Raw genomic sequence first — 23990 nt, 5'->3', positions numbered from 1 at the left:
GATCAGGATCCGTCCACGACCTCGAGGGACGGGGCCGCGTCGGGCTCGGCGAAGGCCAGCAGCCGCAGCCCCTCCTCCTCGAGCAGGTCCGGCGAGGTCGAGGTGAACGGGCTGATGAGCAGCTTGGCCCGCTTGCCCGTGCGCTTGATCTGCCACGTCCCGGCCGCGAAGCCGTCCACCAGGTAGACCGCCTTGATCCGGAGGTTCTTGGTGGCGACCAGGCCCTTGTACTCCTCGGCCAGCACGCGGGTCCGGTCGGCGTGGCCCAGGATCAGCGTGTCGAAGTCGGGCAGGAACCGCACGGGCGCGGGCACGTCGCCGCCCGGCCTGGGCGCGTCCGGCAGGTCGTACAGCTCCCTGCCGGTGAAGTCAGTGAGCCTTTCCAGGTCCATGCCGGACATGATCCGCTTGAGGCCGCGCAGCCCGGACCAGGTCTGCACGTCGGCGGGCGTGGCCGGGCCGAACGCGGCGAGGTAGCGCTCGATCAGCGTCTCCACGCCGGCGGGTTCGAGGTCGATGCCGGGCAGGCCGAAGGCGGACTCGCGCGGGAAGCTCCACCGGTCCTCGGTCGGCACCATGATCAGCGGGGTGAGCATGCGTACGGCGTACCCGAGCGCCCGGTCGTACCCGCCGGGGAACTCCTCCAGCAGCCGGGGCCGCAGCTCGTTGAAGGTCATCGGCCCCGCGGCCAGCAGCCGGTCGGCGGCGGCCACGACGGCGTCGAAGTCGATCCCCTCGAAGCGGCGCGCCGCGGCGGCCAGCATGGGTGCCACCACCGGCCGGAACACGGCGAAGTCCGCGGCCGTCACCAGGTGCAGCGTGGCCCGCCACATGGTGGCCCGCACGAGCGTGCGCGCGTGCAGCGCCGCGTGCAGGTCGTCACGCGCGAAGCCCGCCAGCCTGGACCACACGCCGAGGTACGGGGGCCGCGGCTCCTGCGCCTGCAGCCCCACCAGCCGGTGCACGACGTCCGCCACGTCGCCCTTGTGCCGGTCGAGAAGGTGCTGACGGGCCAAAGTGGCCCGGTTGAGGTCCCCGAGGGTGAGCATTTACATATCATGCCTTTCCCCACCGAATCGGTGCGTTCGTCCTACCCGGCGCTGGCCGACGGCTTCGCCTACCTCGACGGCGCGGCCGGCACCCAGACCCCTCAATCGGTGATGGACGCCATCTCCGCCGCCTACCGGACCGGCCTCGGCAACGTCGGCGGCGCCTTCCCCGCCAGCCACCGCTCCGACGCCATCGTGGCGGGCTGCCGCGCCGCCGTGGCCGACCTGGTCGGCGGCCAACCGGACGGCGTGATACTCGGCCCGAACATGACCACCCTGACGTACCGGCTGGCCAGGGCCATCGCGGGCCCGGGCGACGAGGTGGTCGTCTCCAGGCTCGACCACGACGCGAACGTGCGCCCGTGGACGCAGACCGGCGCCACCGTCCGCTGGGCCGAGGTGGACCCGGTCACCGGGGAGCTGCCGGTCGAGCAGTACGCGGAGCTGATCGGCGAACGTACCCGGGTGGTCGCGGTGACGGCGGCCAGCAACATCCTCGGCACCCGCCCCGACGTGCCCGCCATCGCCGAGCTGGCGCACCGGGCGGGCGCGCTGATGTACGTGGACGGCGTGCACGCCACCCCGCACGGTCCGGTGGACATGCGCGCGCTCGGCGCCGACTTCTACGCCACGAGCGCGTACAAGTGGTCGGGGCCGCACATCGGCGCGGTCGTGGCCGATCCGGCGCTGCTGGAGACGATCAGGCCGGACAAGCTGGCCTCCTCTCCTGACACGGTGCCGGAGCGGTTCGAGACGGGGACGGCGGCCTTCGCCGACCTGGCCGGGGTGACGGCGGCGGTGGACCACCTGGCCGCCATGGTGCCCGGCACGGGCACCCGCCGCGAGCGCCTGCTGGCCTCGATGACCGCGGTGGAGGAGCACGAGCTGGGGCTGTTCGCGGTGCTGATCGAAGGGCTGGAGACGATGCCGCACGTCACGGTGTACGGCAAGCCGGCCAGGCGGACCGCCACGGCCTACTTCAACGTGGCCGGTCACACCCCGCGCCAGGTGGCCGAGCACCTGGCCGGGCTGGGGGTGAACGTCTGGAACGGCCACAACTACGCCTGGGAGCTGACCGGCGCGCTCGGCATCCGCGACTCGGGCGGGGCGGTCCGAGCGGGCCTGGTCCACTACAACGACCGCTCCGACGTGGACCGGCTGCTCGACGGCGTGGCCCAATTGGCCTGAGCAAGGTGGGACCCCACCCGGCGGCGGCTGGGTGGGGTCCCGTTCAGGGCCACACCCGGCGGCGGCAGGGTGAGGCCCCGTCTAGGGGCGGGAGGTCACCTGGGCGCGGTGCAGCTGTTGAAGCCCGAGTTGTAACCGTCCGCGAAGCCCATCTGGTAGTCGTCGCTACCTGTGAACTTGAGGTTGTACGGCTTGTTGGCCGAGCAGGCGGCCCGACCCTCGGTGTAACCGGTCTCCCTTCCCCGGTTGTACTGCCGCTGCCGCTGCCGCTCCCGCGGGGGCTGGCCTGCGACGTGCGTGCTCGTCTGCGCGCCGATCACGGTCGTCTCTGCGAGGGTCTGGGCGGCCGAGGCCGGTGAGGCCGCGACCGGTCCGAGTGTGACAGCGGTGATAAGCGCTGGACCAGCCAGCATCAGGCTCGTCTTGATGCGCATCCTGGTCTCCCTTCCGGTCACCACCCAGATTGGCCGGACCCGTGTCACCGCGCCGTGATGGCGGCGTGACGGTGGCGTCACCGGGGCCGGCTCAGCGGCCGCGCGCCGGCCGCAGACCCGCGACCAGGTCGCGCAATCGGGGAGTCGGCTGGAGGCCGAGCTCGGTGTGGAGATTTCGCTCGTAGAGCTGGAAGTGGCGCAGAGCCTCCGCCTGGTTACCCTCCGCGAGGTGGGCCTCGATGAGCGCGGCGCACGCGCTTTCCCGCAGGGGCTCGGCATGCGCGGCCACGTTCGCGGCCGTCACCGCCTCGGCGAACCGCCCCTGCCGGACGAAGATCCCCGACAGCGCCTCCAGTGCGTGCAGCCGCAACTGGTGCCACTCGTCCGCGGCGGCGAGGACCCATTCCTCGTACCAGCCGGGCAGCAGGCCGTCGGACAGCACCTCGACGGACTGCGCGCTGACCTCGGGCTCCTCGAGCTCGGCGGCGGGGTCGAGCAGGCGCCGCGCCAGCGACCGGGCCTCTTCGAAGTCCACGCCGGTCTCCGGGCACAGCCCTATCTCGCTCGCTCCGACCTCGAGCATCCGCCGCCCGGCGTCGTCGAGTCGGGCCAGCGCGGAACGCAGGTTGGCCTGCGCGCGCTTCTCCGGCGCGTCGGGCCAGAGCGTGGTCGCCATCATGCTGCGGGGAACCGTCCTGCGGCTGATGGCGAGGAACGCGAGCAGGCGTTCCGACCCGCTGGAGACCGCGAGCTGCTCGCCTCCGGCCAGCAGCCGGAAGCCGCCCAGAAGCGTCAGACGAAAAGGTCGCTCCACCATCTTCCGGTCCCCTCGTGGTGCGGGATCAGTCCGGGGAGCCGTTGTTCACTTACCCTCCGTCCGCCGGAATGAACGGCGGCCCTCCGGTGCCTGCAGCGGACGAAGTCGTACATGAGAGAGGGCGTCTCACAGAACTACCCCGTTCGAGGTGCGGCGATGGTCACCCACGGTCGCCGTGGGCCGTCTGCGGACCGTCAGCCCCAGAGCAGGAGGAGCGCCCCGCCACGAGGGACGCATGTCGAGGACCTGGCACGCCCGGGCCGCTGCTCACGCCCATCGGCCAGAACGATCACCTCGACCTGCGCGCGACGAGCGTCGATCCGCACGACCGCGTGCGAGCGGGACCTCGGCATTGTTTGCCTGCCCGATAAGGGCTGCCAAACAATCTGGCCGCCACGATCCTGGTGGCACAGGCCGCCGGCGGGGAGCGGTCCGCGACGCCGCCTGCGACCAACGCCGCACCCGCATCGTCGGATACTCCCTGATCGCCGGAGAGGCGGTTCGGAGTGATCATGTAGTTGACGGCTGGATGGTGATTGTGATCATCTCGACGGCCCACAGGCCGGAGGCAGGGCCCCCTGATCCGTCGGTGGCCAGGTCGGCGGCGGAGTTCGTGGTGAAACTGCGTGAGCTCAAAGCGTGGGCGGGCCTGACCTATCGGGACCTGGAAGCGCGTGCCCGCGCTGCGGGTGATTCGCTGCCGTACACCACGCTGTCGTCGGCTTTGGGCCGCAAGACCTTGCCGCGGGAGCGGCTGGTTGCGGCGTTTGTCGGGGCGTGCGGCATCGATCAACAATCGGTGTCAGCATGGGTGGAGGCGCTGCGCCGCTTGTCGATGGAGGCCGCTGTGCCGCGCGCCGGGCGGGTGTCGTGGCCCGCCATGCGGGAAGATGAGCGGTCGGCAGGCACCCACGGACGGCTGGGGCAGGGCGGTGTCAATCGTCTCAGGGCTGTGACCGGCGTGTTTCAGTCGATCGGTGATAGGTACGGCGGGCATGCCGTCGTCGATCAGATGCTGAGCAATCATGAGCGCGCCAGCCGTTTTCTCACCACCGGGGATGGCTCTCTGGATGATCGCCGGCGGCTCCTTGCCGCTTTGGCTTATGACGCCGCAGGCACCGCGTTCAGCTGCTTTGATGCCGGACGATTGCCGGCCGCGCTGCGATTCTACGAGCGAGCCCTGGAACTGGCCGAGAGCGCCGGCTCGGTCGACGTGCAGGTTTGCGTCCTGATGGATTTGGCGTTCGTCCCGGTCCGCTTCGATGCCGCGTCCGATGATCTACGCCACGCGGCGCAGGCGGCCGAGCGCGCCTGCCAGCTCGCCAAGGGCCTCGGATCCGCACGGGTCCGGGCCGCCTGTGCGGCCCGGGAAGCTTACGCGAACGCTCGACTTCACGATCGCCGCGGTTTCGAGCGGGCGATGGGCCGCGCCGTGACCGCGCTGGAGCGCGGGTACGACGACAATGACCCGCCCTGGCTCATGTGGTTCACCGAGTCCACCATGCATTGCACCCTCTCCGAGGGGTGGGCTGCCCTCGGCGAACACGACAAGGCCCTCGATCATGCCGAGCGGGCTGTACATGTTGCGGACGCTCACCATGATGCTCACTACGTGCGCTGCGCCACTTGGCGCTGGCTCGAGCTGGCGCTTGCCCGCGTCGCCGCAGGGGAGCCGGATCAGGGTTGCCACGATGCGCTCACCGGACTCCGCCTCAGCCGGCCGGTCATCTTGTCCGAGCTGAACGTGCGATTAGCCGCTCAGTTCGCCACGGCCATCAGCGGCTTCCGCACGCGCACCACCCGGGATTTCCTCGCTCAGCACCATCACATTGCCAGCCCATGGACATGAGCATGTGACAGATCTGACTGGAACTCCAGGAGCCACACCATCCGCAACGCCTCCGGCGCGCAGAACGTGCACCTCCCGCTTTTTCGTACAAGTTCGTACAGCATAAGGCCTTGACCCGATGTGATGGAGCCGCAAACAATGTTCGTGATCCACTCAGACCATATTCGCTTTGATCTGGCGAATTGATTTTGCCCACTCGCCGAATTCAACGATCACGTCGGCAGCTGGCGGCAAGCGGCGGTTTCGCCATTGCCGTGGCACGGTTACTTTCCTTTACTGCATACATTTTCATGGCGTTGCGACGCGAAAGTGCGGGCCGCTTGCCGGTGTTTCGCCGTCAGCTCGGCGTGTCCCATCTGGTGCGCAACGGCCTGCTCACCGCGGCAGCCCGCACAGGGCTGCCCGCTCCGGCCGGCCTCGCCGCCCGGGGCGTGCCGCCGACCAACTGAGGAGGATGGAGATGCCCTACGTCGTCGCCGCAATAGTGGCGGTCGGTCTGCTGTGTTTCATCGATCTGGTGCTCACCGTCGGCGTCATCGGGCGTTTGCGGGAGCATACTCAGCTGCTCGCACAGGGTGCGGGAGCGCCGATTCCCTTCAAGGACATGACCCTGCCGGTGGGGGCGTCTCCACCACCCTACTCGGCGTCGACCATTGACGGCCGGCACGTGTCTTTGAGCGCTCAACGCGGACCCACCGTGGTCGGATTCTTCATGCCAGGGTGCGACGCATGCGAGGAAGAGATTCCCGAATACCTCCGCTATGCCGCCGAATTGCCGGACGGCCAGGCCGACGTTTGGGCCTTCGTCATCGCCGACGAAGACGACGACGAGGCGGCGGAGGTGAAGGCTCAGCAACTGGCAACGGGTGCGCGAGTCATCCGAGAGACCGACAAAGGCCCGGCGATGGCGGCATTCGCCGTACGCGCCTTCCCCGCATTCTGCGTGGTGAGCGAGGATCGGGCCGTCACGGCCACGGCGGGAAGGGTCGCCGACCTGCCGAAGCCTTCCGGCGCACCAGCCGATAACCGCCATCACGCCGCAACCGGCCTCTAGCAGCGCAACGGATTCCCATCATGCTGACTCAGGCGATCATCACCGCGGCAGGCACCGGCCTCCTTCTGATTCTCGCCGTGATGATGCTACGAGCCCAGTTCGTGATCGTCACGGTCGAGGGTGACAGCATGGCTCCCCTTCTCCGCCCGGGCGACCAGCTCGTCGTCCGCAGGAAGGGCTTGGAGCAGATCCGCGCCGGAGACATCGTCGTCCTTGAACCGCCTGACTCACGTGGTGGCCCCGGCCGATCCGAGTCCGTGGGCCTGCGGGGACGGCATTGGGTCATCAAGCGAGCCGCAGCGCTGCCCGGAGAACCGGTGCCGGAGGGGCTGACCTATGCCCCCGACGTGCCCCGGGAAGCCATCGTGCCCGCCGGCCGGCTTTTCGTCCTGGGGGACAACGCGATCAACAGCATCGACTCACGCGCCTACGGAAGCGTACCGGGCCGCGACGTCCTGGGAGTCGTCATACACATCCGGGCCTTTCGCCAAGAACGATCGAACGCCCGACACGTTTCCCGTCTATAGCGATGCGTGAACGCGCACGCACGACCCTTGCCGCAATCCACTGTCCCCTACGAAAAGGAAGGAATGGAATGGTAAGAGTAATCAGCTCTCTAGGCGATCGACTGCTCGGACTTATCGTCCCGAGGGTCGTCGGCCAGGCCGCCGCATGCACATCCGCCAACTGCGACAGAGGTATCGGAGCATGCTGCGCCAAGCGGACGAGAAGGTGCTGCTACAAGAGCGGGCAGGACGTCTGGTGCTACTGCGGCTGCCGAACTGGCTGCGGGGATTGCGCAATCGGCTGCTGACAAACCAGCCCCAATGTCCTTGCCGCAATCCAGCGTCCCCCACGAAAAGGAAAGGAGTGGAATGGTAAGAGTAATCAGCTCTCTAGGCGATCGACTGCTCGGACTTATCGTCCCGAGGGTCGTCGGCCAGGCCGCCGCATGCACATCCGCCAACTGCGACAGAGGTATCGGAGCATGCTGCGCCAAGCGGAAGAGAAGGTGCTGCTACAAGAGCGGGCAGGACGTCTGGTGCTACTGCGGCTGCCAAGTCTTCGGCGACGACTGCACAACCGCCTGACGAGCAACCAGGCCTGATGTTGACGCCCAAGCCGGGGCAGATCTCGGCAGAGCCTGCCCCGGCCTCCTCTTGGACCATCATGATTCGCATAGCCGTTGTCGCATTAGGCCTGGCTTCCCGGGCCGCGCCGTTTCACCTGGCACTGTATGGGCTGCTCGTCATCCTCATGGCCGCTCTCCCGGTCGCCACCGCCTGGCTGATCAAACTCATCCTGGACCGGCTTGGCGGGTCGGTGTTCGGCCCGGGCCTCTACTGGCTCGGAGCCGGCCTCGCGATCGTCGGGCTGATCACCGCACTGCTGCCGCAGGCGGTTCAGTATCTCCGGGGAGAGATGGAGCGCAGGACCGCCCTGCTGGCTCAGGACCGGCTCTACACCGCGGTCGGGGGGTTTCCCGGTCTCGGACGATTCGAGGATCCGCGCTTTCTCGACCGGCTGCGGCTCGCTGAACAAGCCGCCGCCAGAACCTCTGGCCAGTTGTTCGACGGCCTGCTCGGAGTCACCGCCGGAGCTCTGACGACCGGTGGATTCATCGCCTCTCTTGCCGTGCTGGACCCAGCCGTCACCGGCGCGCTTCTCCTCTCCATGATCCCGATTCTGCTCGCCGAGATCTCGCTCAGTCGAAGCCGGGCAAGGATGTTGTGGTCGGTGAGTCCCACCGAGCGACGGGAACTGTTTTACGGCTGGTTGCTGAGCAACGTTGACGCGGCCAAGGAAGTCCGGCTGTTCGGGGCCGGCGCATTTCTGCGGAAGCGAATGTCGGCCGAACGGCAGGCGGCGAATGCGGCGAAACGACGTATGGATCGGCGGGAACTTGTCATCCAAAGCACGTTGAGCTGGCTCAGCGCCACGGTCGCGGGCGGAGGCTTGCTTCTGGCCATCCACGCAGCCGGCCAGGGAAAGCTGACAGCAGGCGACATCGCGCTGTTCATCGCCGCAGTGGCCGGCACCCAGGCCTCCTCGACAAACATGGTTTCCGAGATCGCTACGGCACACCATGCCTTGCTGCTGTTCGGCTATTACCGAGACATCGTCAGCAGCGAACCGGACCTCAAGTCTCCTGCCCAGCCTCTGCCGCTGCCTGTTCTCAGCCAAGGCATCAGGTTCCGTGACGTCTGGTTCCGCTACAGCCCGGATCATCCCTGGGCGCTGCGCGGCATCGACCTGTTCATTCCACACGGCCAGGCAATTGGGCTGGTGGGAGCCAACGGAGCGGGTAAGAGCACCTTGGTCAAGCTGCTGTGCCGCTTCTACGATCCCGAACGAGGCGCGATCCTTTGGGACGGAGTCGACATCCGTGATGTTCCGGTGGACGAACTGCGCACCCGGATCTGCGCCGTCTTCCAGGACTACATGTGCTACGACTTGACCGCCGCCGAGAACATCGCCATCGGCGACGTCCGGGCACTGGGCGATCGACCCAGCATCGAGAAGGCGGCGCGAAACGCCGGCATCCACCGCAGGCTCGCCGAGCTGCCTCTCAGCTACGACACCATGCTGAGCCGCACCCATCTCAGCGCCGCGGAAAACTCCGAAACCGGAGTTCTGCTGTCCGAAGGGCAGTGGCAGCGGCTGGCACTCGCCCGCGGGCTTTTGCGGGAAGGGCGCGAGCTGATGATCCTGGATGAGCCGAGTTCCGGCTTGGACGCCGAGGCAGAGCATGAGATCCACATCCGGCTACGTGAGCACCGGCACGGCCAGACCAGCCTGCTGATCTCCCATCGCCTGGGAACGGTCCGCACCGCCGATCACATCGTGGTGCTGGCTGACGGAAGGGTTGCAGAAGAGGGCACACACGACCAGCTCATGGCCTCAGGTGGCGTGTACGAGCGACTGTTCAGCCTGCAGGCCGAGGGCTACCAGCCCGGCAATTCGGGCGAGCCCGACGACGCAGAGTCTGACCTGCGGCAACAGCCGGTACCGCGGAACCGGTCCACCGCAACGTGATCATGCCGCGGGTCCGCAGAGCCGCAACGCTCCTCAACGTCGTGGGTGCTGAATCGATCAGCCATGCCGCTCGTCGCGCCCCTTTCTGTCCCTGAGTCGGAGCCGGCCTGGACGGTGAGCGGCCCTGGCGGGGTCAGCAGGCTCGGCCGCGCGGTGATGGTGACGCTGCCGGTGGCGTTCGGGCGAGGGCGCCGGCGGTGAGCTCGTCGAACCCGCCCTTCTCCAGGCCTGCGCGGAATGAACACCGGCCTCCGCGCGCTTGCTGGAAAGCAGTCGTACATGAAAGAAGGCGTGTCCCATGTCCCCGCAGGCCGACGCGGCCCGGCTCATCGTGCAGGCACTGGAGGCGGAAGGCGTCGAGTACGTCTTCGGCATCCCCGGTGAGGAGAACATCCACTTCGTCGACGCGCTCCAGGACTCCTCCATCCGCTACGTCCTCGTACGCCACGAGCAGGCCGCGGCGTTCATGGCCGAGATCTACGGCAGGCTGACCGGCAAGGCGGGGGTGGCCTCGGCCACGCTCGGCCCGGGCGCGATCAACCTGCAGCTCGGCGTGGCCGACGCCACCACCAACAGCACCCCCGTGGTGGCGATCACCGCGCAGGTCGGGCTCGACCGCATCTACAAGGAGTCGCACCAGGTGGTGGACCTGGTGTCGATGTTCAGGCCGATCACCAAATGGGCGGAGCTCGTGCCGTCGCCGCAGGCGCTGCCCGAGATGATCCGCAAGGCGTTCAAGACCGCGCAGACCGAACGTCCAGGCGCCGTTTACCTCGCCATCCCCGAGGACGTCGAGTCGGCGCCGGTGCCCGCCGGCCTGCGCCCGCTCCCCCTCAACGTGGTACGCCCCCAGGACCCCTCGCCCGCCCAGATCGCCCGCGCGGCCGACGTGCTGGCCGCCGCGCGCCGGCCGATCGTGCTGGCCGGGCACGGCGCCACGCGCGCCGGTGCCGCGCAGGCGCTGGTGCGGTTCTCGGAGCGGCTCGGGCTGCCGGTGGCGACCACGTTCAACGGCAAGGGCGTCTTCCCCGACGACCACCGCCACGCGCTGGGCGCGGTGGGCTTCATGCGGCACGACTACGTGAACTTCGGGTTCGACGAGGCGGACGTGCTGATCAGCGTGGGGTACGAGCTCCAGGAGTTCGACCCGGTCAAGATCAACCCGGCGCGGGACAAGAAGATCATCCATATTCACCAGTTCCCGGCCGAGGTGGACGACCACTACCCGGTGGCGGTCGGCGTTCAGGGGGACATCTCGCGGTCGCTGCACGCGCTCGGTGACGCCGTGCACCGGCGCTTCGAGATCAACGGCACCGGGGAGAAGATCCGCCGCATGGTGCGTGAGGAGCTGGAGCAGGGGCGGTCGGAGGGCGCCTTCCCGCTGTCGCCGCGCCGGGTGGTGGCCGACATCCGCGAGGCGATGGGGCGCGAGGACATCGTGCTGGCGGACACGGGGGCGGTGAAGATGTGGATGGCCCGCATGTACCCGACGTACGAGCCGAACACGATGCTGGTCTCCAACGGCCTGTCGTCCATGGGCTTCTCGGTGCCGGGCGCGCTGGCGGCCAAGCTGGCCTTCCCGCACCGCAAGGTGCTGGCGGCCACGGGTGACGGCGCCTTCCTGATGAACTCGCAGGAGCTGGAGACCGCCGTACGGGAGCGGATCCCGTTCGTGGTGCTGGTGTGGGTGGACGGCGCGTACGGGCTGATCAAGTGGAAGATGGATCTGGAGCTGGGGCGCGACTCCAATGTCGCGTTCGGCAACCCGGACTTCGTGAAGTACGCGGAGAGCTTCGGGGCGCGCGGCTACCGGATCACCGGCGCGGACGAGCTGCTGCCGACGCTGCGCAAGGCGCTGGCGGACGACGTGGTGTCGGTGATCGCGGTGCCGGTCGACTACTCGGCGAACCTGGAGCTGACCGACAAGCTGGGCGAGCTCACCGGCCCCTTCTGATCGGGTCAAAGGCTCAGCACCAGGATCCCCGCGCCGAGCAGGAAGTCGAGGACCATGCAGAACTCCGCCATCGACCGCGCCACCACCTGCTTGGCCCGCCAGACGAGCACGTCCTGTACGCCGTGGCCGATCAGCGCCGCCGCGACCAGGAAGCCGCCGGTCTGGGGCGACAGGGTCAGCGCCAGCACCGCCGCCCCGCCGAAGACCAGCATGCCCGGGACCTGCGCCGCCGTCAGCAACGGCTGGCGCAACAGCCCGCCCGCCAGTCCGAGGACGATGAGGGAGATCGCGCCGCCGATCAGGCTGGGCCAGGGATCGATCCCGAGCTTGTCCAGCGCCACCCACGCCACGGTGCTGATGACGAACAGGGCCCAGACCGTGCCTGGCTTGCCGAGCACTGCCGTACCGAGGTAGATGAGCGCTGCCAGGAAGACGACGAAGCCCAGGCTGCGGCCGTCCTCGAAGTCCAGGAGGCTCAAGGTGGCGAAGCTCAGCCCGAGCAGGGTGGGCCAGCGATGGGCGATGGCCGGCAGCGCGCGGGGAGGCGCAGAAGATCGGTTCATGCGCCAAGTGTCGCCAGTGGGCCGCCGGCGACACAGATCTCGCGCGCTCGAGGTCCGGATTCTTGGTGACCTGGTCCCGATAGCCACGGCGGCCCGGCGGCGGTGCGGGCCGTAAGATCGGCGAGGTGAGCCTGCCCGCCGTCCCCGAGGTGCCGGCGCCGCCGGTCGAGCCGGCGCGCGACCCGTACCACGTCTATCTCGACTCCCTCACCAGCCCCGAGTCGCGCCGCACGATGCGCGGCTGCCTCGACCGGCTGGCCCGGCTGCTCACCGGCGACGAGAGCGCCATGGGCGCGGGCCAGCCGTGGCATTTGCTGCGCTACGAGCACACGGTCCGCATCCGTACGATGCTCACGGACCAGGGCTGGTCGGCGGCCTACGTGAACAAGCACCTGGTGGCGCTGCGGCGCGTGCTGAAGGAGGCGTGGCGGCTGGGCCAGACCAGCGCCGAGGACTTCGCCCGCGCCTCCGACCTGGCCCCGGTACGCCAGAGCCGCCTGCCAACCGGGCACCACGTGCCACCCGAGGTGGTCGGGGCGGCCCTGTCGGCCTGCGACGACTCGCCGGCGGGAGTGCGGGACGCGGCGCTGATCGCCGTCCTCTACTCCACCGGCTGCCGGCGCGCCGAGCTCGGGGGCCTGTCGCTGGCCGACTACGACCCGGGCAGCCGGTCGCTGCGGGTGCGCGGCAAGCGCGACAAGGAGCGCCTCGTCTATCTCACCACCGACGCGATCGGGCTGGTGGAGCGGTGGCTGGCGATCCGGGGGGACTCGCCTGGGGCGCTGTTCAGCCCGATCAGCAAGGCGGGCCGGCTGCGGATGCGCGACGGGCGGCCTGTGGGGCTGACCGGGCAGGGCGTCGCCGACATCCTGGCCCGCCGCCTGGCCGAGGCGGGGGCGTCCCGGCGTACCGCGCACGACTTCCGGCGCACGTTCATCGGCGAGCTGCTGGACGCCGGGGTGGACCTGGCCACGGCCCAAGCCCTGGTCGGCCACTCCTCCCCCGCCACGACGGCCCGCTATGACCGCCGCCCGGAGAAGACGCGCCGCGACGCCGTCGACCGCCTCCGCCTGCCCGCCCCCCGCCCCCTGTCCTGAGGACCACACCCGTCCCACCGCCTGCCGGCTGGGGAGGCGAGGGAAGACCGCCGCCGTTGGCGGACGAGGTGGGCGGGCGGGTGGAGTCGTGGCGATCGGGCTGAGCGGGCGGTGGGTCAGCCGGCGAGGTGGGGAAGCACGCCGGTGTTGTGGAGACGGTCGCGGGCGGCGGCGATGGCCTCGTCGGTCGTGGCGAACACCTGCCCCGCCCGGTCGAGCCGGGCCAGCACCCCGAGGGCCTTCAGCGGCTGGTGGTGGCGGTCCGGGATGCCCGAGACGTACACGCTGATGCCGCGCCGCTCGAGCCGTTCGATCGCGTTACCCAGGACCAGCGCGCCGCTGGCGTCGATGGTGGTGACGCGGGACATGCGCAGCACCACCACGGACACGTCCGTCACCTCCGACAGCTCCATCAGCAACCGGTGGGCCCCGGCGAAGAACAGCGGCCCCGCCAGGCGGTAGGTGACGATGTGCTCGGCGAGCCGCGCGTGCTCGTCCTCCGTGTGATGGGGCTGCAGGTCGTGGCGGAGCGGCTCGGCGTCGAGGCGCGCGTTGCGTGCCATGGCGCGCACGGCGAGCGCCCCCGCCACCACCAGGCCGAGGATGACGGCGAGCACCGTGTCGAGCGTCAGCGTGGCGACGGCCGTCAGCACCAGCACCGCGGCGTCGCCCCGGGTGGACCTGAACATGCCCCTGACCGTGTCGACCTCCACCATGCGCACCGACGTGGCCAGCAGCACCCCGGCCAGCGCGGCCAGCGGGATCCTGGCGACCAGCCCGGCGGCGGTGTAGACGATCGCGGCCAGGATCGCCGCGTGGGCCAGCGCGGCCAGCCGGGACTGGGCGCCGGAGCGGACGTTGACCGCAGTGCGCACGATGGCGCCCGTGCCGGGCATGCCGCCGAACAGCGGGGTGACGAGGTTGGCCACGCCCTGGCCGAACAGCTCCCTGTCGGGGTCGTGCCGGTGCCCGCCGCTCAGCCCGTCGGCGACGGAGGCCGACAGCAGCGACTCCAGCGCGGCCAGGGCGGCCACCGCGACGGCGGGGGCGATCAGGGACGGCAGCGCGCCCGGGTCCAGGAACCCCAGCGACGGCGCGGGCAGGCCGGACGGCAGGTCGCCGATCCTGGCCAGCGGCAGCCCGGTCAGCTCGGCGACCACGGTGGCGGCGGCCACGGCGAGCAGCGCGAAGGGCAGGCTCGGCCGCACGCGCGCGGCCACCAGCACCGCCGCGGCCACCGCGACGGCGACGAGCATGGCCCACCAGTGCGGCCGGCTGAGGAAGTCGAGGACGGCGTGCCAGGCCACGATCGCAACCTTGTGGCTGCCGTCCGGCTCGACGCCGAGCGCGTGGGGCACCTGCTGCAGGCCGATCACGCAGGCGATGCCGACGGTGAACCCCGCCACGACCGGGGCGGGGACCAGGGCCATGCAGCGGCCGGCGCCGGTCAGCGCGAGCACGACGAGCAGCAGCCCGGCCAGCACGCCGACGGTGAGGACACCGGTGGCGCCGTGGGTGTCCATGATCGGCATGAGCATCACCGTCATGGCGCCGCTCGTGCCCGACACCTGGAAGTTGGAGCCGCCGAGCAGGGCCGCCAGCGACCCGGCGACCACGGCCGTGGCCAGCCCGGACGCGGCGCCGAGCCCCGAGGACACGCCGAACCCGAGGGCCAGCGGCAGTGCGACGACCGCCACCGTGAGCCCGGCGAGCAGATCCTGGCGGGGACGGCGGCACATGGCGGCCAGCGCCTCGCGCTCCGGCAGCACGGCCCGCAGCCGCCCCCAGGCAAAGGTCAGCACGTCCGTCACGTTACGTCACCTTTCGGTGTCATTCTGTGACCGGTCATGAGCGTGAAGCGTCGTCTCACTGTCACTCCCTTGAGCAAAGCCCGCCCCGCAATGCCCCAAATTGCAGCTTTCTGCAATTGGTCAAGCGGTTGTCACCGTATGAATTACACCCCTTCTCAGCTGCCTAAACGAGATGTTCGCGAGGCGAGAAACGGGAAGTTCACCCGCCGGCGGAAAGGAGCGAGAAGGCACGCTCGGCCGCCCGCACCGCCTCCTGCTCCACCTCCGCCAGCGGCCGCCCCTCCGCCAGCAGGTCCACGTTGCGCCGGGCCAGCACCCGCTGGGCGGCCAGCACCTGCCCGGCGACCAGATCGGCGGTCAGGTCGTCGGTCGTCTCCGCGAGCGCCTCGGCCAGGGCCCGCTCGTCCAGCGACATGTGCTGGAACAGCCGGGCGGCCAGGCTGGGCGTGGAGAACACCATCCGGTTGTAGGCCAGCACCTCCGGGTCGTCGCTGAGCCCCGTGACGGGGTCATGCCTGGCGAGCCCGTCGAGAAAGTGGCGGCGCAGCGCCTCCAGCGGCCGCTCCCCCGGCTTTCGCCGCCGCACGACGCGGGCGGCCTCGCCCTGGTGGTCGGCGATCCGGTGCAGCACGAGGTCTTCCTTGGTCGGGAAGTACTTGAACAGCGTCGGCTTCGACACCCCCGCCGCCGCCGCGATCTCCGTCACGGGCACCTCGTCGAAGCCGCGCTCCAGGAAGAGCGTGATGGCCGCCGCCGAGATGGCCTCGTGGACGCGCTGCCGCTGGAGCTCCCGTAGTCCCGTCATGAGCACACCCTAGCAAAAGTATTAACCTGGTTAATCTCTTAACCGAGTTAACACTTTCCGAGGGAGGTGCGAGTGGGCACGCTCGACGACGAGAGGCAGTACGTCGAACGCTGCAAGGCCGGTCTGCGCAGGATGCTCGAAGGCGCGCGCGACAACGTGATCGTCGGTGAGACCGTGGCCGGCGACCGCTACAGCGCCGAGCGGCTGGGACGCCACCTGAAGAGCCTGGCCAAGGAGCTGAGCGAGGAGCCCGACGGGCCGCCGTTCTTCGGCCGGCTGGACTTCGGCCAGGGCTCTGCCGAGCACGGCGGGCGCGCCTACCACATCGGCAGGCGGCACATCACCGGCGAGCACGGAGGCCCGCCCGTGGTGATCGACTGGCGCGCGCCGGTCGCGCGGGCGTTCTACCGGGCCAGCGCCCGTGACCCGCAGGGCGTCGCGGTGCGCCGCCGCTTCGGCTGGTCGGGGACGACGCTGACGAGCTTCGAGGACGAACGGCTCGAGCAGGGCGAGGAAGGCAGGTCGCGCATTCTGGCCGCCGAGATCGAACGCCCCCGCGTCGGCCCCATGCGCGACATCGTGGCCACCATCCAGCCGGAGCAGGACGACCTCGTACGCGCCGACCTGGACGCCTCGATCTGCGTCCAGGGCGCGCCGGGCACCGGCAAGACGGCGGTCGGGCTGCACCGGGCGGCGTACCTGCTGTACGCGCACCGGCAGCGGCTCGAACGCTCCGGCGTGCTGGTGCTCGGCCCCAACCGGGCCTTTCTCGGCTACATCTCCGCCGTGCTGCCCGCGCTCGGCGAGATGGACGTCGTACAGACCACTCTGGAGCGCCTGCTCGCCACCGTCCCCGTCACCGCCGTGGACAGCGAGGCCGCCGGGATGGTCAAGCACGACGTCCGGATGGCGGAGGTCCTGCGCAAGGCCCTGTACGGGCGGATCAGCAAGCCGGTGGAGCCGGTGGCGGTGCCCGACGGCTCCTACCGGTGGCGGGTGCAGGAGGACGAGCTGCGCCGCATCGTGGACGACACGCGCCGCGAGTCGCTGCCGTACGGGGTGGGCAGGGAGCGGGTCCAGGCCAGGGTGGTCTCCGCGATCCGCCGCCAGTCGGAGGCGAGGGGGCGGACGGCCGGCGCGGCCTGGACCCGCAAGATCGCCCGCGGCGTCATCCCGTTCCTTGACGCCGTCTGGCCCGCCGTCAAACCGGAAGAGGTCCTGTACGGGGTCCTGCGGGGCGAGGCGGTCGCAGGCGTGCTGACGGACGCCGAGTGGGCGGCCGTCACCTGGGCCAGGCCGCCACGCAGCGTCAAGAGCGCCAAGTGGACGGCCGCCGATCTCGTGCTGCTCGACGAGATCGCCGGCCTCATCGAGCGCCCGCGCGGCTACGGCCACGTCATCCTCGACGAGGCCCAGGACCTGTCGCCCATGGAGTGCCGCGCCGTGGCCAGGCGCAGCGAGCACGGTTCGCTCACCGTGCTCGGCGACCTGGCCCAGGGCACCACGCCGTGGGCGGCCTCCTCGTGGCCGGAGCGCATGGCGCTGCTGGGCAAGCCGGAGGGCCGGGTCATCGCCCTGACCACCGGCTTCAGGGTGCCCGCCGCCGTGGTCGAGCTGGCCAACACCCTCCTGGCGGCGCTGGCCGTCCAGGTGCCCGCGACCCGCTCGTACCGCTCGGACGGCCGCCTGCGCGTCACGCACGTGAGCGGGCTGGAGAAGGGAGTGGTGGCGGCGGTGCGCGAGGCGCTGGCGTTCGAGGGGTCGGTCGGGGTGATCGCGGCGGACGCCGACGTCGAGGCGCTCACGTCCGCGCTCTGGGACGAGGGCATGGACGTGGACGGCCGCCTCAGCGTGCAGCCCGCCTCGCTGGTCAAAGGCCTGGAGTACGACCATGTGATCGTGGCCGAGCCCGCCGCCATCGCCGAGGCCGAGCGGCGCGGCCTGAACCGCCTGTACGTCGCAGTCACCCGCGCCGTCTCCCGGCTGGACGTCGTACACGCCAGGGCTCTGCCGCACCAGCTTTCCCGCCCGGCAGAAGCCATTTGATTTCCCTACATATCCCGGTACGTCGGCTCGACAGGACGGGCGCCTTCGGTGTGTGATGTTGTTCACGTCTCGAGAGGAGCCCGTCAGTGACCTCTTCGCAGGATCCGTCCCAGGGCGACGACGCGCCGCACGCGCGCGACGAGCAGTGGCCGCAGCCGCCGCCATACCCGCCGCCGCCTCCCCAGAAGCAGCCACCGAGCAACCAGGTCCTGTCGATCATCGGGTTCGTCTGCGCGGCGGTGGCCGTGCTGTTCATCCCGATCCTGTTCGGGCTGGCCGGCATCGTGCTCGGCGTCGTCGGCCACACGCGGGGCGAGCCCCTGGGCAAGTGGGCCGCCGTCGCCGCCGGCGTGGGGATGGTCCTGGGGATCGTGCTCGGCGCCATCATCGTGGGCAGCATGTCGCCCTGACGTCGACCATCCCGGGGCTGCCGCCCTGCGTTCAGCGTGCCCAAAGCCCGGGCCGCCGCATGGACGAGCCCGGGCACGGCGGGTTCCGGGGCCCGCCGCACACCTCAGGTGGCGGCGAGGGCGACCGTGGGAGACAGCCGGGCGGCCCGCATGGCCGGGTAGAGCCCCGCGAGGGTGCCGATCAGGAGCGTCGCCCCGATCGCGCCGCCCAGGGCCCACGGCGGCACGACCGGCGGCCAGTCCCGTGACAGGGCGTACGCCGTGGTCGCCAGCGCGCCCAGCACCGAGCCCGCCACGCCGCCCAGGGCCGACAGCAGCAGCGACTCCGCCAGAAACTGGATGCGCACCTGACCGCGGGTGGCCCCGAGGGAGCGGCGCAGGCCGATCTCCTTGCGGCGCTCCAGCACGGAGATGACCATGGTGCGCCAGCGGGTGCGCTCGTCCAGGGGCGCTGGGCTGGGGCTGTCGATCGTGCGGGCCATCGTGCAGGCGCTGCCGGCCCCTGTGAGCGCTCCCGCGCAGGGCGCCGTGCGATCCTTGAGGTGTGCTGTCGCCGATCGATCAACTGCGCGAGCAGATCAGGTCTCATCTGACCGCCTTCGACCGGCGGGAGGTCCCGCCCACCGGCGGGGTGCGCAGGGCCGCCGTCACCGTGTGCGTGCTGGAGGACGCCGAGCGGGTCCCGTACACGGTCCTGATCAAGCGGGCCGCCCGCGGCCGCAATCCCGGGCAGTGGGCGCTGCCCGGCGGGCGGCTCGACGACGGGGAGCGGCCGGTGGACGCGGCGCTGCGCGAGCTGGAGGAGGAGACGGGCGTCACCGGGGTCGAGGTGGCCGGGCTGCTCGACGACTTCGTCACCGACTCGGGGTTCGTGATCACGCCGGTGGTGGCGTTCGGCGGCACGCAGGAGCCGGTGGCGGACCCCCGTGAAGTGGCCTCGGTGCACGCCGTGCCGCTGGAGTGGTTCCTGAGGCCCGGGGTGCCACGCTGGCAGGGGGAGCTGCTGCAGATGCCGCTGGGGCCCTCCATCGTGGTGCACGCACCGACTGGGGCAATTTTGTGGCAATTCGCGGAGGTTGCGCTTCGTGGCCGCGAGCAGCGGGTCTTCGATGTGGTTCAGCCTCGCTGGACGAGAACCTGACCGAATCTTGGGGCCCGGTGGAATAGCGATCGCCGGATGTCCGTTAGCATCAAAAGGCCGATGTGGTCTGTGTCCCCCGGGCCGCAAATTACCGCCTTCACGGAATACCGTTCGGCTGGAGCCGTGTTGTGCATCTCGCCGAGGAGGCGACCGCCACATCGGCCTAGACGGCTTTTCCAGGCGTCCCGCCCTCGGGCGGGGCGCCTGCTTTATGGTGGGGTGGCCGACCGCCCGATGATCAGGAGAGCTCGTTGCTGTACGAAGTGGTCAAGTTCGCCGCCGCGCCGCTCGCCCAAGCGATGTGCCGGCCGCACATCTCCGGCGCGGCGCATGTGCCCAGGAGCGGGCCCGCGATCCTGGCCGCCAACCACCTGTCGGTGCTCGACTCGTTCCTGCTGCCGGCGCTGCTGCCGCGGCACGTGACGTTCACCGCCAAGAACGAGTACTTCGAGGGCAACCCCGTCTCCGGGTTCTTCATGCGGCTGGGCGGCAGCCTGCCGATCGACCGGGAGAGCGCGCACGCCGCGCAGGCCATGCTCGACGCCGCCGCCGAGCTGCTGGAGCGGGGCGAGCTGTTCGGCATCCACCCGGAGGGCACCCGCTCCCCCGACGGCCGCCTCTACCGGGGCAAAGTCGGGGTGGCCTGGCTGGCGCTCAAGACGGGCGCGCCGGTGCTGCCGGTGGCGCTCACCGGCACCGAGAAGGTGCTGCCTCTCGGCTCGAAGGTGCCGAGGCCCGCGCGGATCGGCATCTCCATCGGGGCGCCCATGCGGTTCGAGGGCGACCACACCAAGGCCCGCGACCGGCGGCGGGTGACCGACGAGATCATGGCGGCCATCCAGAAGCTGTCCGGCCAGGAATACGTGCCGGCGTACGCCGCCAGCGTCAAGGCAGCCACCAACGGACAGTCCTAATGTCGTCGAAGGTCAGGGGGATCTAGTGGCGCGGGGTCGTACGATCGCGATCGTGTCCGGCGCCGTCGTGCTCGCGGTGGGGGCCGCGGCCGGTGGCGCGTACTACGTGCTGCACACGAGGGGCACACCGGCCGAGACGGCGCAGCGCTTCGCCGCCGCGTGGCAGGCGGGCGACAAGGCCGCCATGACGGCCCTGCTGGCCAAGCCGCAGCAGCTCAGCGCGTACGACCAGCAACGCAGCGCGCTCGCGGTCGAGTCCACCGCGATCCAGCTCGGCAAGATCACCGAGGTCGACGACCGGGCCCGCGCCCCGTACACCGCGACCCTGACACTCAAGAACATCGGCAAGTGGTCCTACCAGGGCCAGATCGACCTCATGGTGGCCGACCGCACCTGGAAGGTCGACTGGAAGCCCACGACGCTGCATCCGTCGATGACGGCGGGGGCCACCTTCGGGATCAAGACGCGCTGGCCCGACCGGGCCGAGATCACCGACGCCGACGGCGGCCGGATCGACACCGGCACGGTCGGCGGGTCGGTGCAGCAGCTCGTCGGCTACCTCGACAAGGCCGGCAAGAAGGACGTGACCCGGCTCGGCTCCTCCTACAAGGTCGGCCAGGCCATCGGACGCGGCGGGCTGCAGGAGACGTTCCAGAAGCAGCTGGCGGGCACGCCCACCACCGAGATCCAGCTCGGCGGCAAGGCGCTGCAGACCATCGAGGGCACCGACGGCAAGCCCGTGCAGACCACGCTCGACCCCCACGCGCAGGCCGCGGCGGTGGGGGCGGTCAAGGACATGAAGAAGCCCACCTCGATGGTGGCGATCAAGCCGTCCACGGGCGAGATCCTGGCCGTGGTGAACAACCAGGGCGGCTTCAACCGCGCGCTGGACGGCCGCTACCCGCCCGGCTCGACGTTCAAGGCGGTCACGGCGATCGGGCTGCTCGCGGCCGGGATGACGCCTCAGGACACGGTGACGTGCCCGATGTACTCGACCGTCGGCGGGCTGAAGATCCGCAATTCCGACAAGGAGGAGTTCGGGTCGCTGTCGTTCCTCGACTCGTTCGCGCACTCGTGCAACACCACGTTCGCGCCGCTGGCCCAGCAGAAGCTGGGCGCCGGCAAGCTGCTCGAGGCGGCCGAGGACGTGGGCTTCAACCAGCCACTCAACATCGGCGTGCCGGCCACCAAGCCCAGCTTCCCCAAGGCCCAGTCCGACGCCGAGCTGGCCGCGGAGGCGTTCGGGCAGGGCAGGATCACGGCCAGCCCGCTGACGATGGCCTCGGTGGCCGCCGCCATCGCCGACGGCACCTGGCGGCCGCCGACGCTCGTACCCTCGCTGAAGCAGAAGGTCACGGAGCGGCAGCTGCCCGACGGGGTGAAGGAGCAGCTGCACGAGATGATGGCGGCCGTGGTGTCCAAGGGCACGGCCAAGGCGGCGGGGCTGCCCGCCGGCACGCACGGCAAGACCGGCACAGCCGAGTACGGCACCGGCGACGACCTGAACAGCCACGCCTGGTTCATGGGCTTCAAGGGCGACGTGGCGTTCGCGGTGGTCGTGGAGGGCGGCGGCGCGGGTGGCAAGGTCGCGGCGCCTGTGGCGGCGGCCTTCCTCAAGGGGCTGTAAGGCTCACTCTGCTTGGAGCCTTCGGGGGCAGCCGAACTGGGTGAGGTGAGCCCGCGCCGGTGCTGGGCAGGTGTCGATTGTGGGGGGAATCGGTGCCGAGGAGTACGCGGCGCGGCAGGAGGCGATGAGGCGGCGGGCCGCGCGGGAGGGCTTCCACGGGGTCGTGGCCTGGTCCAGAGGCGGATCCGGGCAGGACCGTTACGCCGACGTCCACCACCTCACGGGCTTCTACCAGCACCAGCCCTTCGTCCCCGACGCTCCCGGCCACTGGCGGGCGCGGGGCCACGCGGCCGTCGTGCTGCCGGTGGACGTTCCCCCGGCGATCTCGAACGGCCACGCGGCGCGTACCGGCTGGACCGCGGCGCTCAGGGGCCACGATCGTGTCGCGGCCATGCTGATCACCGACTCCGGGAATCTCCAGGAGCCGCGGCCGGTGGCGCGCGTGCGGGTCGCGGCCGATCTCGTGGACGCGCTCGCCGAGCAGATCAGGGCCTGGATCCGGCCCGGCAAGGTCGCGTTGATCGGCTGCGAGGCGATGGCCGCGCCCTGGTGGTGCCGCCTGCGCTCGGTGCTGCCCGGCCACGAGCTGGTGTGCGCCGACGAGCTGGCCTGGGAGGCGCGCCGGATCAAGAGCCCGGCCGAGCTGGACCTGCTGCGCGCCTCCGGAGCGCTGGGCGTACGCGCGATGGCCGCCGCCCGGGACGCCGCCGCGCCGGACGCCACGGAGGCCGACGTGGCGGCCGCCGCCGTCGCCGAGATCGTCCGGGCGGGCGGCGCCTACTACGGCATGGGCATCTCGTCCGGCGCCGAGTCCCACACGTTCGCCGCCTCCGGTCCCGCGCCCTACTCCGCCGACCGGCGGCTCGCGGCGGGCGACCTGCTCAGGATGGACCTGTACGGGTCGGTGCAGGGCTACCTGTTCGAGCTGGCCCGCACGTGGGTCGTCGGCGAGGAGCCGACCACGGAGCAGCGGCGGCTGCTCGACGCGGTCCGCGACAGCGTCCTGGCCGGGATCGAGCTGCTGCGGCCCGGCCGGCCCTTCGGCGAGGTGGCGCGCCGGTGCCAGCAGGTGTTCGAACGGTCGGCGTTCGCGACCCACCACGGGCTGCCCGAACCCGAGATGCACGGGGGCTGGGGGCACGGGCTGGGGCTGTCGTTCGAACCGCCGTGGATCATCGAGGACGGGCCGCACGCGGGCGAGCGGGCCGAGGCCGGGATGTGCCTGGCTCTGGAGCGCAGGCTCGCGGTTCATTCGGTGGGCGGGGCCGGGTACGAGGAGGACGTCATCGTCACGGACGCGGGACCGGAGCTCACCACCGTGAGCCACCGGACCCCCGAATCGGCCACACGCCGGCCGTGAAACCGGCCTCCCGGCACAAGCCCCACTGTGGGCGGCGAGGTACGGCTGGATGTGGCCGAGCGTCTGCCGCCCGGCGGCGCTACTCGGGCTCCGTAGGCGTGCAGCCCGGAGTAGCTTCACGATCAGACATGGGCGAGGGGGCGTCGGAGCCCAGCCGTGCAGACGCGTTCGGGACGTGGCTGGCCGCCTCATGGCCTCATGCCGTCGGGGAACCCGGTCCAGCGCAGGTCGGCCGGGAGGTGGCTCATGTCGTTGAACATCACGAGCGTCGGCGGCAGGCCGGTGCGGTAGTCGATGACCGTCAGTGCGGCGTTGGCGCTGTTCAGGCCGAGCCACCGCGACGGCGGCGCGTCCATGGCATGCCGCACCAGCCACGCGATCTGGTAGGCGTGCGTCACCAGAACCTCGTGGGTGTCGCGCCGCGTTCCTGTCGCGGTTGTGTCGGGGACCTTGGCGAACCGGGCGACCAGGGCCTCGGCGAGTTTCTGCCCCGAGGCCGCCTCGGCGTCGTCGTAGCCGTCGAAGAAGCCGGCCCAGGACGGGGGTGTTTCGGCTGCGGGGGGGACGTAGGGCACATGGTCGATGAGTTCGGCGGCCTCCGCGACGGGCGCGTTGCCCAGGTGGCGGGCGAGTTCCTGCGCGCTGGCCATGGCGCGCGGTAGCGGAGAGTGCCACACGGCGTCGACCGGCAGGCCGGCGAGCCGTTCGCCCAGCAGGCCCGCCTGCCGGCGACCGATGTCGGTGAGGTTCCCAAAGGCGTCGGCCGCGCCGTGGCGTGCCAGGTAGAGGTGTCGCGTGGTCATGAGCAGCTGGGGCGCGGCGCCCGCGTGGGCCC

General features: G+C 70.6%; 21 protein-coding genes and 1 pseudogene. 14 read left to right on the top strand and 8 right to left on the bottom strand.

Going from position 1 to position 23990, the window contains the following annotated elements; translation table 11 throughout:
• Positions 1-2: 2 nt before the first annotated feature.
• Positions 3-1049, bottom strand: a complete 1047-nt coding sequence (locus tag ACIBVN_RS29570) for a winged helix DNA-binding domain-containing protein (protein ID WP_397141834.1) — start codon at positions 1047-1049, stop codon at positions 3-5.
• Between the two features lie 9 nt (positions 1050-1058).
• Between ACIBVN_RS29570 and ACIBVN_RS29565 the strand changes: the two genes are divergently transcribed.
• Positions 1059-2237 carry a cysteine desulfurase-like protein gene (locus tag ACIBVN_RS29565; protein WP_397141832.1) on the top strand — a complete coding sequence of 393 codons (1179 nt, stop codon included), beginning with the start codon at positions 1059-1061 and terminating at the stop codon, positions 2235-2237.
• A gap of 95 nt (positions 2238-2332) precedes the next feature.
• Here the strand turns inward: ACIBVN_RS29565 and ACIBVN_RS29560 are convergent, their stop codons facing one another.
• Together ACIBVN_RS29560 and ACIBVN_RS29555 are read right to left on the bottom strand one after the other, a co-directional pair.
• Positions 2333-2671 carry a hypothetical protein gene (locus tag ACIBVN_RS29560; RefSeq protein WP_397141830.1) on the bottom strand — a complete coding sequence of 113 codons (339 nt, stop codon included), beginning with the start codon at positions 2669-2671 and terminating at the stop codon, positions 2333-2335.
• 91 nt (positions 2672-2762) lie between these two features.
• Entirely contained in the window at positions 2763-3488 is a 726-nt protein-coding gene (locus ACIBVN_RS29555; protein WP_397141828.1) for a BTAD domain-containing putative transcriptional regulator, read from the bottom strand.
• Between the two features lie 529 nt (positions 3489-4017).
• Between ACIBVN_RS29555 and ACIBVN_RS29550 the strand changes: the two genes are divergently transcribed.
• The 6 genes from ACIBVN_RS29550 (at position 4018) to ACIBVN_RS29525 (ending at position 11381) form a co-directional block, all read left to right on the top strand.
• Positions 4018-5337 (top strand): hypothetical protein, encoded by a 1320-nt coding sequence (locus ACIBVN_RS29550; RefSeq protein WP_397141826.1) that lies wholly within the window; start codon positions 4018-4020, stop codon positions 5335-5337.
• A 320-nt stretch (positions 5338-5657) separates the two neighbouring features.
• On the top strand, positions 5658-5786 hold the full coding sequence (locus ACIBVN_RS29545) for a hypothetical protein (RefSeq protein ID WP_397141824.1): 129 nt from the start codon (positions 5658-5660) through the stop codon (positions 5784-5786).
• Between the two features lie 11 nt (positions 5787-5797).
• The gene (locus ACIBVN_RS29540; RefSeq protein WP_397141822.1) at positions 5798-6391 is read left to right on the top strand and encodes a TlpA family protein disulfide reductase; all 594 of its coding nucleotides are present in this window, start codon (positions 5798-5800) and stop codon (positions 6389-6391) included.
• A gap of 20 nt (positions 6392-6411) precedes the next feature.
• Positions 6412-6918 carry a signal peptidase I gene (gene lepB / locus ACIBVN_RS29535; RefSeq protein WP_397141820.1) on the top strand — a complete coding sequence of 169 codons (507 nt, stop codon included), beginning with the start codon at positions 6412-6414 and terminating at the stop codon, positions 6916-6918.
• A 580-nt stretch (positions 6919-7498) separates the two neighbouring features.
• Positions 7499-9427: an ABC transporter ATP-binding protein gene (locus ACIBVN_RS29530; RefSeq protein ID WP_397141818.1), complete on the top strand. Its 1929-nt coding sequence runs from the start codon at positions 7499-7501 to the stop codon at positions 9425-9427.
• A 298-nt stretch (positions 9428-9725) separates the two neighbouring features.
• The gene (locus tag ACIBVN_RS29525) at positions 9726-11381 is read left to right on the top strand and encodes an acetolactate synthase large subunit (RefSeq protein ID WP_397141815.1); all 1656 of its coding nucleotides are present in this window, start codon (positions 9726-9728) and stop codon (positions 11379-11381) included.
• A gap of 5 nt (positions 11382-11386) precedes the next feature.
• On the opposite strand, the gene ACIBVN_RS29520 is transcribed toward ACIBVN_RS29525, so the two are convergent.
• Entirely contained in the window at positions 11387-11944 is a 558-nt protein-coding gene (locus tag ACIBVN_RS29520) for a hypothetical protein (RefSeq protein ID WP_397141813.1), read from the bottom strand.
• Between the two features lie 125 nt (positions 11945-12069).
• Here ACIBVN_RS29520 and ACIBVN_RS29515 point away from each other — a divergent pair, with 125 nt between their 5' ends.
• Positions 12070-13041 carry a tyrosine-type recombinase/integrase gene (locus tag ACIBVN_RS29515; protein ID WP_397141811.1) on the top strand — a complete coding sequence of 324 codons (972 nt, stop codon included), beginning with the start codon at positions 12070-12072 and terminating at the stop codon, positions 13039-13041.
• Between the two features lie 116 nt (positions 13042-13157).
• On the opposite strand, the gene ACIBVN_RS29510 is transcribed toward ACIBVN_RS29515, so the two are convergent.
• Both ACIBVN_RS29510 and ACIBVN_RS29505 read right to left on the bottom strand, forming a co-directional pair.
• A complete protein-coding gene (locus ACIBVN_RS29510) occupies positions 13158-14852 on the bottom strand; it encodes a SulP family inorganic anion transporter (RefSeq protein WP_397141809.1) in 1695 nt (564 codons plus the stop codon).
• A 199-nt stretch (positions 14853-15051) separates the two neighbouring features.
• Positions 15052-15657, bottom strand: a complete 606-nt coding sequence (locus tag ACIBVN_RS29505; RefSeq protein WP_397141807.1) for a TetR family transcriptional regulator — start codon at positions 15655-15657, stop codon at positions 15052-15054.
• A gap of 72 nt (positions 15658-15729) precedes the next feature.
• Between ACIBVN_RS29505 and ACIBVN_RS29500 the strand changes: the two genes are divergently transcribed.
• A complete protein-coding gene (locus tag ACIBVN_RS29500) occupies positions 15730-17703 on the top strand; it encodes a HelD family protein (protein WP_397141805.1) in 1974 nt (657 codons plus the stop codon).
• 86 nt (positions 17704-17789) lie between these two features.
• Positions 17790-18113, top strand: coding sequence for a hypothetical protein (locus tag ACIBVN_RS29495; RefSeq protein ID WP_397141803.1), 324 nt, complete (start codon positions 17790-17792; stop codon positions 18111-18113).
• A 104-nt stretch (positions 18114-18217) separates the two neighbouring features.
• Here ACIBVN_RS29495 and ACIBVN_RS29490 read toward each other — a convergent pair.
• A pseudogene (locus ACIBVN_RS29490) lies at positions 18218-18535 on the bottom strand (ABC transporter permease); the annotation flags it as partial.
• Positions 18536-18657: 122 nt separating this feature from the next.
• On the opposite strand from ACIBVN_RS29490, the gene ACIBVN_RS29485 reads away from it, so the two are divergent.
• The 4 genes from ACIBVN_RS29485 (at position 18658) to ACIBVN_RS29470 (ending at position 23155) form a co-directional block, all read left to right on the top strand.
• Entirely contained in the window at positions 18658-19254 is a 597-nt protein-coding gene (locus ACIBVN_RS29485; RefSeq protein WP_397141801.1) for an NUDIX hydrolase, read from the top strand.
• Positions 19255-19505: 251 nt separating this feature from the next.
• The gene (locus ACIBVN_RS29480) at positions 19506-20168 is read left to right on the top strand and encodes a lysophospholipid acyltransferase family protein (RefSeq protein ID WP_397141799.1); all 663 of its coding nucleotides are present in this window, start codon (positions 19506-19508) and stop codon (positions 20166-20168) included.
• Between the two features lie 52 nt (positions 20169-20220).
• Positions 20221-21795 carry a penicillin-binding transpeptidase domain-containing protein gene (locus tag ACIBVN_RS29475; protein WP_397141797.1) on the top strand — a complete coding sequence of 525 codons (1575 nt, stop codon included), beginning with the start codon at positions 20221-20223 and terminating at the stop codon, positions 21793-21795.
• Positions 21796-21874: 79 nt separating this feature from the next.
• Positions 21875-23155, top strand: a complete 1281-nt coding sequence (locus ACIBVN_RS29470; protein WP_397141795.1) for a M24 family metallopeptidase — start codon at positions 21875-21877, stop codon at positions 23153-23155.
• A 188-nt stretch (positions 23156-23343) separates the two neighbouring features.
• On the opposite strand, the gene ACIBVN_RS29465 is transcribed toward ACIBVN_RS29470, so the two are convergent.
• Positions 23344-23958: a histidine phosphatase family protein gene (locus ACIBVN_RS29465; protein WP_397141793.1), complete on the bottom strand. Its 615-nt coding sequence runs from the start codon at positions 23956-23958 to the stop codon at positions 23344-23346.
• Positions 23959-23990: the final 32 nt, after the last annotated feature.

The sequence above is a fragment of the Nonomuraea sp. NPDC049400 genome, assembly GCF_044466425.1.
Taxonomy (GTDB): domain Bacteria; phylum Actinomycetota; class Actinomycetes; order Streptosporangiales; family Streptosporangiaceae; genus Nonomuraea.
Note: the sequence above shows the minus strand (reverse complement) of the source record. Positions and strands in the feature narration are given on the sequence as shown.

Excerpts from the sequence above, each read along its gene's own strand:
- ACIBVN_RS29570 (WP_397141834.1), bottom strand. The coding sequence starts at position 1,049 with ATGCTCACCCTCGGGGACCTCAACCGGGCCACTTTGGCCCGTCAGCAC.
- ACIBVN_RS29565 (WP_397141832.1), top strand. The coding sequence starts at position 1,059 with ATGCCTTTCCCCACCGAATCGGTGCGTTCGTCCTACCCGGCGCTGGCC.
- ACIBVN_RS29560 (WP_397141830.1), bottom strand. The coding sequence starts at position 2,671 with ATGCGCATCAAGACGAGCCTGATGCTGGCTGGTCCAGCGCTTATCACC.
- ACIBVN_RS29555 (WP_397141828.1), bottom strand. The coding sequence starts at position 3,488 with ATGGTGGAGCGACCTTTTCGTCTGACGCTTCTGGGCGGCTTCCGGCTG.
- ACIBVN_RS29550 (WP_397141826.1), top strand. The coding sequence starts at position 4,018 with ATGGTGATTGTGATCATCTCGACGGCCCACAGGCCGGAGGCAGGGCCC.
- ACIBVN_RS29540 (WP_397141822.1), top strand. The coding sequence starts at position 5,798 with ATGCCCTACGTCGTCGCCGCAATAGTGGCGGTCGGTCTGCTGTGTTTC.
- lepB (WP_397141820.1), top strand. The coding sequence starts at position 6,412 with ATGCTGACTCAGGCGATCATCACCGCGGCAGGCACCGGCCTCCTTCTG.
- ACIBVN_RS29530 (WP_397141818.1), top strand. The coding sequence starts at position 7,499 with ATGTTGACGCCCAAGCCGGGGCAGATCTCGGCAGAGCCTGCCCCGGCC.
- ACIBVN_RS29525 (WP_397141815.1), top strand. The coding sequence starts at position 9,726 with ATGTCCCCGCAGGCCGACGCGGCCCGGCTCATCGTGCAGGCACTGGAG.
- ACIBVN_RS29520 (WP_397141813.1), bottom strand. The coding sequence starts at position 11,944 with ATGAACCGATCTTCTGCGCCTCCCCGCGCGCTGCCGGCCATCGCCCAT.
- ACIBVN_RS29505 (WP_397141807.1), bottom strand. The coding sequence starts at position 15,657 with ATGACGGGACTACGGGAGCTCCAGCGGCAGCGCGTCCACGAGGCCATC.
- ACIBVN_RS29465 (WP_397141793.1), bottom strand. The coding sequence starts at position 23,958 with ATGACCACGCGACACCTCTACCTGGCACGCCACGGCGCGGCCGACGCC.